Source organism: Pseudomonas sp. PP3 (genome assembly GCF_905336995.1).
In the GTDB taxonomy this organism is placed as follows: domain Bacteria; phylum Pseudomonadota; class Gammaproteobacteria; order Pseudomonadales; family Pseudomonadaceae; genus Aquipseudomonas; species Aquipseudomonas reinekei.
Genome location: NZ_HG995459.1, coordinates 6,006,909 through 6,020,696, shown reverse-complemented (window position 1 = coordinate 6,020,696; position 13,788 = coordinate 6,006,909). Strand labels below are relative to the sequence as shown.

Sequence of the window (13,788 nt, the reverse complement as noted above, 5' to 3'; positions counted from 1 at the left end):
GGGTTGCAGCATAGGTCAGGGTTGGTGGTACACCCAAGTCGCTAAACATTTGGGCATGATTTGCGGGGTGTCCCTGACACTACAAATCCCCTTGTAGGAGCCGGCTTGCTGCGGGGGGTTATCAAAAGACCATAAAAAAGGCCTCCCGAAGGAGGCCTTTCTTGTCACGCCGCTTGCGCAGGCGCTACCGGATTAGCAGCTGTAGTACAGCTCGTATTCCAGTGGGTGTACGAAGGTGCGTACTTTGATTTCTTCTTCGCTTTTCAGGGCGATGTAGGCGTCGATGAAGTCGTCGGAGAACACGCCGCCTTTGGTCAGGAACGCACGACCTTTGTCCAGCTCTTCCAGGGCTTCTTTCAGGCTGCCGCAAACTTGTGGGATTTCTTTCGCCTCTTCAGGCGGCAGGTCGTACAGGTTTTTGTCAGCTGCGTCGCCAGGGTGGATCTTGTTCTGGATGCCGTCCAGGCCAGCCATCAGCAGTGCTGCGAAAGCCAGGTATGGGTTGGCAGCCGGATCCGGGAAGCGTGCTTCGATACGGCGGGCTTTCGGGCTCGACACGTAAGGAATACGGATCGAAGCCGAGCGGTTACGGGCCGAGTAGGCCAGCATTACTGGGGCTTCGAAGCCTGGAACCAGACGCTTGTAGGAGTTGGTCGCCGGGTTGGTGAAGCCGTTCAGGGCCTTACCGTGCTTGATGATGCCGCCGATGAAGTACAGAGCGGTATCGGACAGGCCAGCATAGCCTTCGCCTGCGAAGGTGTTCTTGCCATCTTTCCAGATGGACATGTGAACGTGCATACCCGAGCCGTTGTCGCCGTACAGCGGCTTAGGCATGAAGGTAGCGGTGCGACCGTAGGCGTCAGCAACGTTGTGCACAACGTACTTCAGGGTCTGGGTTTCGTCGGCTTTCTTCACCAGGGTGTTGAACTTGACGCCGATTTCGTTCTGGCCGGCAGTTGCCACTTCGTGGTGGTGAACTTCGACGGTCAGGCCCATTTCTTCCAGTGCGTTGCACATGGAGGTACGGATTTCGTGGTCGTGGTCGAACGGTGGAACCGGGAAGTAGCCGCCTTTGACGCCTGGACGGTGGCCCTTGTTGCCGCCTTCGATGTCCTGGTCGGACATCCAGGAACCCTGTTCGGAGTAGATCTTGAACATGGAGCCGGAGATGTCGGACTTGAATTTCACCTGGTCGAAGATGAAGAACTCAGGCTCTGGACCGGCGAATACAGTGTCACCGATACCGGTGGCTTTCAGGTGCTCTTCAGCACGCTTGGCGATCGCACGTGGGTCGCGGTCGTAGCCTTGCATGCTCGAAGGTTCGATGATGTCGCAGACCAGGATCAGGGTCGGCTCTTCGGTGAACGGGTCCAGAACAGCGGTGGAGTCGTCCGGCAGCAGGATCATGTCGGAGGCTTCGATGCCTTTCCAGCCAGCGATGGAGGAACCGTCGAACATCTTGCCGACTTCGAAGAAGTCTTCATCCAGCGCGTCGCGAGCCGGCATGGTCACGTGGTGCTGAGTGCCTTTGGTGTCCGTGAACCGCAGATCAATCCACTTGACGTCATGATCTTTGATGAGTTGAACCGACTTCGACATAGTGTCCTCCGGGTGGCTTAGGGCTGGTAGTGGATGCCCTTAAATGTTTGTGATGCCGGCGCGAATACTCTGCCAAGGCAACCTGCCTCACAAGGGAGCAAATTGCATGCCAGTGCCCCAGCATGGGTTTTTTGCCCCAATTTCACGCTTATAGAGGCCCGAGACGCATAAAAGCCGGAATTAGCGCCCCTTAATGTAGCGCTAAAGTCGCGCAGTGACCTGTTTTGGTGCGTGCAAAACCTTCTGCACATTAACTGGTTAAACCTTGAGCAATTTCCGCTATAATCCGCGCCCCCCTTTTTCGGCAGGCCCTGCGCGCGCTGTTTCCATGAAATTAATCGTAAAAGTCTTCCCCGAGATCACCATCAAGAGCCGCCCGGTACGGATGCGTTTCATCCGCCAATTGGCCAAGAACATCCGTGCCGTGCTCCGCGATCTGGACCCGGCTGTGGTGGTGAACGGCGTGTGGGACAACCTCGAGCTGGAAACCCGCGTCAGCGACCCCAAGGCCCTGAAAGAGATGGGCGAGCGCCTGAGCTGCATGCCGGGCATCGCACACTTCCTGCAAATCGACGAGTACCCGCTGGGGGATTTCGACGACATCGTTGAGAAGTGCAAACAGCATTACGGCGATGCGCTGGCCGGGAAGATTTTTTCGGTGCGTTGCAAACGCGCCGGCAAGCACCCATTCAGCTCCATAGACATCGAGAAATATGTCGGCAGCCAGTTGCGCCGTCAGTGCGGTGCCGCCGGGATCGACCTGAAAAAGCCTGAAATCGAAGTCCGCATCGAAGTTCGCGACCAACGGTTGTTTGTCATCCACAGTCAGCACAATGGCATCGGCGGTTATCCGCTGGGCGCGCTGGAACAGACGCTGGTGTTGATGTCCGGTGGTTTCGATTCCACCGTCGCGGCTTACCAGATCATGCGACGCGGCCTGATGGCGCATTTCTGCTTCTTTAATCTGGGCGGACGAGCCCATGAACTGGGCGTTATGGAAGTCGCGCATTTCATCTGGAAGAAGTACGGCAGCTCCCAACGCGTGTTATTTGTCAGTGTGCCGTTCGAGGAAGTGCTGGGAGAAATTCTCGGCAAAGTCGATAACAGTCATATGGGCGTAGTATTGAAGCGTATGATGTTGCGCGCTTCTTCCCAAATTGCCGATCGACTGCACATTGAGGCATTGGTGACCGGTGAGGCGATCTCCCAGGTGTCGAGCCAGACATTGCCGAACCTGAACGTGATCGACTGCGTGACCGACAAACTGGTCTTGCGTCCGCTCATCGCCAGCCACAAGCAGGACATCATCGACCTGGCCAACGAGATCGGCACCGCCGATTTCGCCCGGCACATGCCGGAATACTGCGGCGTCATCTCGGTCAATCCGAAGACCGCAGCCAAGCGCCATCGCGTCGAGCATGAAGAGAAAGAATTCGATATGGCGGTACTCGAGCGCGCGCTCGAAAACGCCAAACTGGTGCCGATCGATCGCGTGATCGATGAATTGGGCCAGGATGTTCAAATTGAAGAAGTCAGCGAAGCGCTGGCCGGTCAGATCGTCATCGATATCCGTCATCCGGATGCCGCTGAAGACGACCCGCTGGACCTCGCTGGCATCGAGGTACAAACGATGCCGTTTTATGCACTGAACGCTCGTTTCAAGGAACTGGACCCTACTCGCCAGTACCTGCTTTATTGCGACAAAGGCGTTATGAGTCGCCTGCATGCCCACCATTTGCTCAGTGAGGGGCATGCCAATGTGCGCGTTTATCGACCGAGCTAAGTGCCCGGGGCTGTTTGCCTGTGGCTTGCGTCACCGGCCCCCCGACGCCGCCGTCAAGCTGTAACGGCAAGGCCTGACTCTACTGTAAATCGCTGCCAAGACTTGTCAGCGCACCGAATCCTCTGATCGAGATACACAAGTGATCGAAAATCTACGCAACATCGCCATCATTGCTCACGTTGACCATGGTAAAACCACCCTGGTAGACAAACTCCTGCGTCAATCCGGCACTCTGGAGCGCAACGAGCTCAACGACGAGCGCGTGATGGACTCCAACGACCAGGAAAAAGAGCGCGGTATTACCATTCTGGCGAAAAACACCGCCATCAACTGGAACGGCTACCACATCAACATCGTGGACACCCCGGGCCACGCCGACTTCGGCGGCGAAGTTGAACGCGTAATGTCGATGGTTGACTCCGTTCTGCTGCTGGTTGACGCTCAAGACGGCCCTATGCCGCAAACCCGCTTCGTGACCAAGAAGGCTTTCGAAGCCGGCCTGCGTCCGATCGTGTGCATCAACAAGGTTGACCGTCCAGGCGCGCGTCCGGACTGGGTTCTGGACCAGATCTTCGACCTGTTCGACAACCTGGGTGCCACCGAAGAACAGCTGGACTTCAAAGTCGTCTACGCCTCGGCCCTGAACGGTATTGCCGGTCTGGACCACAACGAAATGGCTGAAGACATGACCCCGCTGTACCAGTCGATCGTCGACAACGTACCAGCGCCGGCTGTTGACCGTGACGGTCCGTTCCAGATGCAGATCTCCGCACTGGACTACAACAGCTTCCTGGGTGTGATCGGTGTTGGCCGTATCGCCCGTGGTCGCATCAAGCCAAACTCCCCGGTTGTCGCTATCGGCGCCGACGGCAAGAAGCGTAACGGTCGTATCCTGAAGCTGATGGGTCACCACGGTCTGCACCGTGTAGACGTTGATGAAGCGGCTGCAGGCGACATCGTGTGCATCAGCGGTATGGACTCGCTGTTCATCTCCGACACCCTGTGCCACCCGGACACCGTTGAAGCGATGAAGCCGTTGACCGTCGACGAGCCAACCGTTTCCATGACCTTCCAGGTAAACGACTCGCCATTCTGCGGCAAAGAAGGCAAGTTCGTGACTTCCCGTAACATCAAGGAACGTCTGGACAAAGAGCTGCTGTACAACGTTGCACTGCGCGTTGAAGAAGGCGACTCGGCTGACAAGTTCAAGGTTTCCGGCCGTGGCGAACTGCACCTCTCGGTACTGATCGAAACCATGCGTCGCGAAGGCTTCGAAATGGCTGTAGGCCGTCCGGAAGTGATCATCCGTCTGGTTGACGGCGTGAAGCACGAACCGTTCGAAAACGTCACCATCGACCTGCCGGAAGAATCCCAGGGCAAGGTGATGGAAGAGATGGGCCTGCGTAAAGGCGACCTGACCAACATGGTGCCGGATGGCAAAGGCCGTGTTCGTCTGGAATACAACATCCCTGCTCGTGGCCTGATTGGTTTCCGTAACCAGTTCCTGACCCTGACCAACGGTGCTGGCATCCTGACCTCGATCTTCGACCGTTACGACGTGATGAAGTCCGGCGACATGTCCGGCCGTCAGAACGGCGTTCTGGTTTCGGTTGAAACCGGCAAGGCACTGACCTACTCCCTGGAAACCCTGCAGGCGCGTGGCAAGCTGTTCGTAGAACACGGTCAGGAAATCTACAACGGTCAGATCGTTGGTCTGAACAGCCGTGACAATGACCTGGGCGTTAACCCTACCAAGGGCAAGAAGCTCGACAACATGCGTGCTTCGGGTAAAGACGAAACCATCGCTCTGGTTCCACCTGTTCGCTTCACCCTGGAACAGGCTCTGGAATTCATCCAGGACGACGAGCTGTGTGAAGTGACGCCTAAGTCCATCCGTCTTCGCAAGAAGATCCTGGACGAAAGCGAGCGTACCCGCGCTGCCAAGAAAGCCAAGGCATAAGATTTAGCCCAGGCTGAACGAAAACTCCCCCGGTCGAAAGGCCGGGGGCGTTTTTGTTTGTCTGGGGTTTGTGCAGTGCTTGTGCGGGGCCCATCGCCGGCAAGCCGGCTCCTGCAAGGTTTCGCGTCGTACATAAAATCTGTGTACGGCAACAATCACTGTAGGAGCTGGCTTGCCAGCGATGACGGCCGATCAGCCGCCGAAAATTTCAGGGAATATCAGAACCGCTCGATCGAACGCGAACTCTGCTCGCGCACCACTTCCTTCGGCTTGTACGCGCAATACCCCGGCCGTGGACCGATTTTCGGGTGGTTGCGGCAAGTATCGGGGCGCTTTTCATAAATAGTGCACAGGCGGCTCTTACGATCCAGGTACAGGCAATCGTTGTTGCTCATGCGCTGGAGAGTGAAGATTCCCGACTTCTGGTTGAAGCGCTCGACCAGGCCTTCCTTTTGCAAGCGCTTGGCGATGTTCTTCGGCGGATCCCCCAGCTCGAATTCATCGACCACGCCGATACGGATCAGATCCTTGATCTTGACCTCGACCGGCAGGGTGCAGCAGCTGGACATGCACGAACCGCACATCGGGGCAGAATATTTTGCCCAGGTATCGAGTCGGTCGATCTCCGCGGCGGCGATCAGGTTGGGCTTCATCATCGGTTGTTACCAGCGTGTGCATCAGGGCGCGCGATCATACCGGGACTGGTGGATTTTTGAACAACCTTTCGCCAGATTTTTTCTTTGGTGTGCGGCAACCCTCTAATCCGGCACGGCCCCTGCATTGATTCCGGTTCACGACAATGTATTGCTGACGCTATTCGCACTTACAGGAAAAACTGCCGAACCAGAGCCTCTACCGCCTGTCAGACCGACTAGGCTCAGACAACTCCAAGCTCGCTCGAGGTCCTATCGATGACTCAAGAACCACTTGTTCGCGAAGCAGAGGTGGCCGCATTCCGCGACGCCGTCTTGACCAAACTCACCTATGCGGTGGGCAAAGACCCGGATCACGCCTTCGACCATGACTGGTTCGAGGCCATTGCCCTGGCGGCGCGCGATCACATGGTCGAGCACTGGATGGACCACACGCGGCAGATTTACCGCAAAGGCCAGAAGCGCGTTTACTACCTCTCCCTGGAATTTCTCATTGGCCGCTTGCTCTACGACAGCCTGAGCAACCTTGGCCTGCTCGACGTCGCGCGCGAGGCCCTGACCGAGCTCGGTGTCGACCTAGAGCGCATCCGTCTGCTGGAGCCCGATGCCGCGCTGGGCAATGGTGGCCTCGGACGCCTGGCGGCGTGCTTCATGGAAAGCATGTCGACCCTGGGCATTGCCGGTCATGGCTACGGCATTCGTTATGAGCACGGCTTGTTCCGACAGGCCATTGTCGACGGCTGGCAACAGGAGCAAACCGAACACTGGCTGGATTTCGGCAACCCCTGGGAATTCGAGCGTCCCGAGGTGGTTTATCCGATCGGCTTCGGCGGTGGCGTCGAGACCGTGACCGATGAGGCCGGCAAGTCCAGGCAAGTCTGGCACCCGGCGGAAACCGTGCGGGCGATTGCCTACGACACACCCGTCGTCGGCTGGCGCGGGGCGAGCGTGAACACCCTGCGTTTGTGGCGGGCACGGGCCATGGAAGACTTGCACCTGGAACGCTTCAACGCCGGTGATCACCTGGGCGCAGTGGCCGAAGTGGCGCGGGCCGAGAGTATCTCCCGCGTGCTTTACCCGGCGGACAGCACCGAAGCCGGCCAGGAACTGCGCTTGCGTCAGGAATACTTCTTTGTCGCCGCGTCCCTGCAGGATTTGCTGCGCCGCCATCGCAACATGCACACCTCGGTGCTGACCCTGGGCGATCACGCGGCGATCCAGCTCAATGACACTCACCCGTCGATTGCCGTGGCTGAACTGATGCGCCAATTGGTAGACGTCTACGACGTGGCGTGGGATGCCGCGTGGCAGGTCACCGTCGATACGCTTTCGTATACCAACCACACCTTGCTGCCCGAAGCGCTGGAAACCTGGCCGGTGGGGTTGATGGAGCGCATGCTGCCACGGCACATGCAGATCATTTACCTGATCAACGCCCAGCACATCGATTCGCTGCGCGCCAAAGGCATTCACGATTTCGACGTCCTGCGCGCAGTGTCGCTGATCGAAGAAGACAATGGCCGCCGGGTGCGCATGGGTAATTTGGCGTTCCTCGGCTCCCACAGCGTCAACGGCGTATCCGGGTTGCACACGCAACTGATGCGCAAAACCGTGTTCTCCGAGCTGCACAAGCTCTACCCGGAGCGGATCAACAACAAAACCAACGGCATTACCTTCCGCCGCTGGCTCTATCAGGCCAACTCTGAGCTGACCTCGATGCTGGTCGACGCGCTCGGCCCGGATCTTCTGGATAATCCCGAAGCGCGATTGCTCGATCTGGAGCCGTTTGCCGAGAAGACCGCGTTCCGCAAGGCGTTCGCCGAGCAGCGATTGCACAGCAAGAAAGCCTTGGCGTATCTCATTCATGAGCGACTGGGCGTGGCGGTCAATCCGGCGGCGATGTTCGACGTGCAGGTCAAACGGATCCACGAGTACAAGCGCCAGTTACTCAATTTGATGCACACCGTGGCGTTGTACCAGGCGATCCGCGCCGAGCCGGAAATCGATTGGGTGCCACGGGTGAAAATCTTCGCCGGTAAAGCGGCGGCCAGTTATCACCAGGCCAAGCTGATCATCAAGCTGACCAACGACATCGCCCGGGTGGTCAACAACGACCCGACCGTGCGTGGCTTGCTCAAAGTGGTGTTCCTGCCCAACTACAACGTCAGCCTCGCGGAGAGCATCATTCCGGCGGCGGATTTGTCCGAGCAGATCTCCACCGCCGGTTTCGAGGCGTCCGGCACCAGCAACATGAAATTCGGCCTCAACGGTGCGCTGACCATCGGCACGCTGGACGGCGCCAACGTGGAAATGTGCGAACGCATCGGTGCCGAGCACATGTTTATCTTCGGTCTCAGCGCGCAGCAGGTCGAAGCGCGCAAGCAGAACCATGAGTTCAGCGCAGTGCCGGACATAGCCGCGTCTCATCGACTCAACGATGTACTCCAAGCGATCCGTGGCGGGGTGTTCTCGCCGGATGATCCGTCGCGCTACACCGGGCTGATCGATTCGCTGGTGGATTACGACCGTTTCCTGGTCTGCGCCGACTTCGATTCCTACTGGAGCGCGCAAATGCGGGTCGAAGCCCATTGGCATGATTCCAACGAGTGGTGGCGTTCGGCTGTGTTGAACACTTCGCGCATGGGCTGGTTCTCGTCTGACCGGACGATTCGTGAGTACGCGACGGATATCTGGAAGGCGTTGGACTGACATTTTTGCTTAAGGCCCGGTGCTTACCGGGCCTGATCGATATACTGAGGGCGGTTCTGCCGTCAGGATTCAGAAACACCGCAATCCCTGTGGGAGCGAGCTTGCTCGCGATGACGTCGCTACATTCAGCATTGATGTTGAATGTAAGTCCGCTATCGCGAGCAAGCTCGCTCCCACAGGTTTTTGTGGTTTCACACTAGACTGATCCTGACACTGAATAGCCGGACACGCCCCGCCATGGGGGCCGCTTAGGGATATCGACCATGCAATGGATGTTGATGCTGATTGGCCTGGTGCTGGGCTGGATACTCGACGAGTCGTTCAGCGATGCGCTGCTGGGCGCGCTGCTTGGCCTGGCAATCGGCCAGGCCATTCGCCTTGGCCGTTTGGCTGTGCAGGCCGATGCGCAAGGGCGCTTGCTTGAACAGGCGCAGGTTGCGTTGCATGCCGTCGAACAACGGCTGGCGGTACTGGAGGTGTCCGGCGTCAAGGTGCCCGAGGCCAGTGAACCGGTCATCAGCGAAGCCGCTCCCGCCCCCGACATTATGGTCGCGCAAACCCCCACTGAACTGGTCTGGGAGCTGCCGCCGGAACTCGAAGCCGTCCCCGGCGCAGCCAACGAAACCCGTCCTGCGCCATCGTTCGATGCCTGGAAACCGGCGCCGGTCGCCCGCGAGCCGCAGTCGCCTGCGGCACCCCAAGGCCCTGGCTTTATCGAACGCGCCATTAATGGCGCCCGTGCCTGGTTGTTCGGTGGCAACACCGTGCTGCGGGTCGGCGTGGTGCTGTTGTTTCTCGGTCTGGCGTTCCTGCTGCGTTACGCGACTGAAGGCGTGGTGGTGCCGGTTGAACTGCGTTACGCCGGTGTCGCGGCGGCGGCGTTGGGACTGCTGGGCCTTGGATGGTGGCTGCGCAGCCGAAACAACCATTACGCATTGATGCTTCAGGGCGCTGGAGTCGCGGTGCTGTACCTGACGGTGTTCGCAGCGATGCGATTGCATCCGCTGCTCGACCCTTCGGCGGCGTTTGGGCTGCTGGTGGCGGTGACGGTGTTTTCGGCGATTCTCGCCGTTACCCAGGACTCGTTGGGGCTGGCCGCTGCGGCTGCATTGGGCGGGTTTGCCGCGCCGATTCTGGCGTCTACCGGTAGCGGCAGCCATGTTGCGTTGTTCAGCTATTTTGCCTTGCTCAATGCCGGCATCCTGGCCATCGCCCGGTTCAAGGCCTGGCGGACGCTGAACGTGATCGGCTTCGTCGGCACCTTCGGCATCGGTTTCGCCTGGGGCGCACGAACCTACACGCCGGAGCTGTTGTGGAGCACCGAGCCGTTTCTGATTCTGTTCTTCCTGATGTATCTGGCCATCGGTCTGCTGTTCGCCCGCCGCAAGTTGCTGGAGATCGGCGATGCGCCCGAGGGCAGCGACCGCAAGGCACTGCTGCAGTGGTCGGCCCGCAAGGGCGACTACGTCGATGGCACGTTGTTTTTCGGTCCGCCGCTGGTGGGCTTCGGCTTGCAGTTCGCGTTGGTGCAACACCTGGAATTCGCCGCCGCGTTCAGTGCCTTGGCTCTCGGCATCATCTACATGAGCCTGGCGCGTCTGCTGTATAGCGGTCGTACGTTGCTGCTGGCAGAAACCTGCCTGGCCTTGGGCGTGATCTTCACCAGCCTGGCAATTCCACTGGGGCTTGATGCGCGCTGGACGACAGCGGCTTGGGCCGTAGAAGGCGCGGGGATTTTCTGGCTTGGCCTGCGTCAGCAACGACCGGTGGCCCGGGCATTCGCCTTGCTGCTGCAACTGGGTTCGGCGCTGACGTTTCTCAGCCAGCTGAGCGATGGCGAGGGCAGCCTTCTTGACGGTGTGCCATTGGGTGCATTGCTGCTCGGTATCGCGTTGTTGTTCAGCTTCTATCAATTGCATAAAGCCCCGCCCGAGCAGGTGTCACCGTGGGAGCGCAAAGGTGTTCCGGTGTTGGCCTGCCTCGGCCTGACATTCCTCTATCTGCTGGCACCGCTGTTCTTCTTCACCGAGGGCACGACGATCAGTTGGGCGTTGGCCGGGTTGATCACAGTGTTTGTCGGTCTGCGTCTGCCGTCGCGCACCTTCGTGTTCACCGCCATGGCCGTGCAGTGGCTGGGGGGTGTGCTGTTCCTGGTGGCCGCTCCGTTGTTCACCGAGGATTTACGCCCGTTGGCCCATGGCGGTTTCTGGACACCATTGATACTCGGCCTGACGGGGTTGGTCGGCGCCTGGCGCGTGCAGTTCAGCAAGCCGACCACGGCGTTTGATGGAATGACGCTGCAACGTCTGTCTCAGGTATTGCTGGTGTGGGGCGCAGGCTGGTGGGCGCTGGCGTGGGTCAGCGAAGTGCTGCGGTTTGCTCCGCCGACCCTGCAAGCGGCGTTGTTGCTGGCGGTCGCGGCGCTGAGCGTTGCGTTGTGGGCCTTGCTGGCGTTGCGTCTGAATTGGTCATCACTGGCGTTGCTTTGCACTTTGCTGATCCCGGCTGCGGGCCTGATTTTGCTCGCCGCATGGCATTCGCGTTATCACCCGGCGGCCAACTTCGGCTGGCTGGCGTGGACGGCGCTGTTCGTGGTGCATTTCATCTCACTGCGACGCTTGGCACCGCTGTTGCCTGCGTGGGCGCTCAGTGCCGCCCATGTGCTCGGTTGCTGGCTGCTGATCGGCGTGCTCGCGCTGGAGTTGCGTTACGGCTTGTTGCTGTTGTCCGAGCAATACAACGCCTGGCGCTGGTTGGGCTGGGCGATTCTGCCAAGCCTGTATCTGGTGCTGATGGCCGCGCCCCGGGATTGGTCGTGGCCGGTTTCGGATTATTCCCGCGAGTACCGTGTGTACGCCGCCGCGCCTTTGGCGTTGTTGATGCTGGGCTGGTTCTGGTTGGCCAACGCTGTCAGTGACGGCATGGCCGAGCCGCTGCCCTACGTACCGTTGATCAATCCGCTGGAGCTGGGATTGTTGTTTGCACTGTTCGGCGTGTACGTCTGGTCGCGCAGCGCCGTGACGCAACTGGAGGTGCGCAAGGACTACGCCGCCCGCGCCACGCAGATGATCGCTGGCGTCTCGCTCTTCGTGTTCTTTACTGCGCTGGTGATGCGCACGGCGCACCATTGGAGAGGTGTGCCGTTCCAGCTCGATGCATTGCTCGAATCCATGTTGGTGCAGGCCGGACTGTCGATCGTCTGGACGTTGATCGCCCTGAGTCTGATGATCGGCGGCCATTTGCGTCATCGTCGCGAAGTCTGGCTGATCGGTGCGGCGCTGATCGGCGTGGTGGTGGCGAAACTGTTCTTTGTCGAATTGAGTAACCGTGGCGGACTGGCGCGGATCGTGTCGTTTATCGGCGTTGGCGTGTTGCTGTTGGTGGTGGGCTACTTTGCCCCGTTGCCACCCAAGCGCGCCGAGGCGGCGGATGCCGGAAAACCGGCCCCGCAAACCGGAGGAGTGTCGTCTTGAGTCAAAAGCTGAACCTGAGTTGGTTGGGCGTGATTGCCATGGGGATGGCGCTCTCGGCTGGCGCCCAGGAAAAACTCGCGGACTTCACCACGCAAGTGCCGCTGTCCGTCAGCGGCGAGGGGCCGTGGTATCGCCTTGAGCTGCCATTGGCGGTGCAACTGAATGCCCGGCAAACCGACCTGAGCGATGTTCGCGTGTTCAACGCCGATGGCGAACCACAGGCCTACGCCCTGGCGCGGGCCACCACCCAAGCGGAAGACAGCCGAACGCTGACCGACGTCAAATGGTTTCCCCTGTACAACTCGGCGGACGCCACCGAGCATGCGCCGAGCGTGCGGGTGCAATCGAGTGCCAACGGCACGCTGGTCGAAGTGCAGCCTTCCAGTCAGTTGGAGGCGGGCGAGGAAGAGTTGCGCGGCTGGCTGCTCGACGCCAGTGCGATCAAGGCGCCGTTGCAGCAATTGATCCTCGACTGGACCAGCGAGCGCGACGGCTTCCAGCGCTTCACCATCGAGGCCAGTGACGATTTGCAAAACTGGCAGTCCTGGGGAGAAGGGCAGGTCGCGCGACTGACCTTTGCCGATGAGCGGGTCGAGCAACATGAAGTCGGTCTGCCGGGGCAATCGGCGCGCTATTTGCGTTTGCTGTGGGAGACACCGCAATCGGCGCCGATCCTGACGTCGGCACAACTGCAAAGCAGCCGCAGCCTGCCGCTGCCGTTGGTCTGGTCGCAAGCGTTGGCCGGCAGCAGCGTGAAGGCCGGTGAGTACACCTGGCAATTGCCGATGGGGGTCAATGTCGAGCGAGTGCAGGTCGAGCTGAGCCAGCCCAATAGTCTGGCGCCGGTCATGTTATCCGGTCGTCGGGATAGCAGCCTGCCGTGGCAACCGTTGAGCAGCGGTTTACTTTATCGCCTGACCCAGAGCGGGCAGGACGTGGTGCAAGACGAATTGCAGTTGTCGGGGCAAACCGTACAGCAATTGAAACTGATCGTGGACGAGCGCGGCGGTGGTCTCGGGGCGCAGGCGCCTGCGGTGAAATTCGCCGTGCGGGCGACGCACCTGGTATTTCTGGCACGCGGGCCGGGGCCGTATACGCTGGCGCTGGGCAATTCGACAGTGAAGGCGGCGAACCTGCCATTGTCGACGCTGATACCGGACTACAGCGCGGCGAAACTGGCAACATTGGGCAAGGCTGCGGTGGATGGTGGGGTGGTGACACCGACGGCTGCGACAGTGCCGGTGGCCGTGGGCACCGACTGGAAGAAATTCGGCCTGTGGGCGGTGCTGTTGCTCAGCGTACTGTTCCTGGCGGCGATGGCGTTCAGTCTGCTGCGCAAACCGCCGGTCAAACCTTGAAGTCCGGTGGCTGCGCACCCGATCGCTGGCAAGCCAGCTCCCACAGGTACTGCGGCGTCCCTGTGGGAGCTGGCTTGCTAGCGATGGCGTCGGAACTGACACTGAATTATCGAAACTGCCTCTATCGGTGCCTCACATCCGGCCCATTTCCATCTACGCTCAACCCCGCGCATGAACTCTCTTCGGCCGATCACGTCTGATAGGAGGAAATACGCCCCGACTCGCGTTAAACTGCGCGGGTTTTTAGCCCCCC

The 13,788-nt window shown here is 59.7% G+C and carries 7 protein-coding genes; 5 read left to right on the top strand and 2 right to left on the bottom strand.

Annotation, left to right across the window (positions count from 1 at the left end):
• Window positions 1-192: 192 nt before the first annotated feature.
• Window positions 193-1,599 (bottom strand): type I glutamate--ammonia ligase, encoded by a 1,407-nt coding sequence (glnA, locus tag KHO07_RS27205; RefSeq protein WP_075947181.1) that lies wholly within the window; start codon window positions 1,597-1,599, stop codon window positions 193-195.
• 328 nt (window positions 1,600-1,927) lie between these two features.
• Between glnA and thiI the strand changes: the two genes are divergently transcribed.
• Both thiI and typA read left to right on the top strand, forming a co-directional pair.
• The gene (gene thiI / locus KHO07_RS27200) at window positions 1,928-3,382 is read left to right on the top strand and encodes a tRNA uracil 4-sulfurtransferase ThiI (RefSeq protein WP_075947182.1); all 1,455 of its coding nucleotides are present in this window, start codon (window positions 1,928-1,930) and stop codon (window positions 3,380-3,382) included.
• A 139-nt stretch (window positions 3,383-3,521) separates the two neighbouring features.
• The gene (typA, locus tag KHO07_RS27195; protein WP_034148560.1) at window positions 3,522-5,342 is read left to right on the top strand and encodes a translational GTPase TypA; all 1,821 of its coding nucleotides are present in this window, start codon (window positions 3,522-3,524) and stop codon (window positions 5,340-5,342) included.
• Between the two features lie 218 nt (window positions 5,343-5,560).
• Here the strand turns inward: typA and KHO07_RS27190 are convergent, their stop codons facing one another.
• Entirely contained in the window at window positions 5,561-5,998 is a 438-nt protein-coding gene (locus tag KHO07_RS27190) for a YkgJ family cysteine cluster protein (RefSeq protein WP_150735507.1), read from the bottom strand.
• 255 nt (window positions 5,999-6,253) lie between these two features.
• On the opposite strand from KHO07_RS27190, the gene KHO07_RS27185 reads away from it, so the two are divergent.
• The 3 genes from KHO07_RS27185 (at window position 6,254) to KHO07_RS27175 (ending at window position 13,535) form a co-directional block, all read left to right on the top strand.
• Complete coding sequence (locus KHO07_RS27185) at window positions 6,254-8,704, top strand: glycogen/starch/alpha-glucan phosphorylase (RefSeq protein WP_212626014.1); 2,451 nt, start codon at window positions 6,254-6,256, stop codon at window positions 8,702-8,704.
• A gap of 263 nt (window positions 8,705-8,967) precedes the next feature.
• Window positions 8,968-12,177 carry a DUF2339 domain-containing protein gene (locus KHO07_RS27180; RefSeq protein ID WP_212626013.1) on the top strand — a complete coding sequence of 1,070 codons (3,210 nt, stop codon included), beginning with the start codon at window positions 8,968-8,970 and terminating at the stop codon, window positions 12,175-12,177.
• Entirely contained in the window at window positions 12,174-13,535 is a 1,362-nt protein-coding gene (locus tag KHO07_RS27175; RefSeq protein ID WP_212626012.1) for a DUF3999 domain-containing protein, read from the top strand. The genes KHO07_RS27180 and KHO07_RS27175 overlap by 4 nt, the downstream gene beginning before the upstream one ends.
• The last annotated feature ends 253 nt before the right edge of the window (window positions 13,536-13,788 follow it).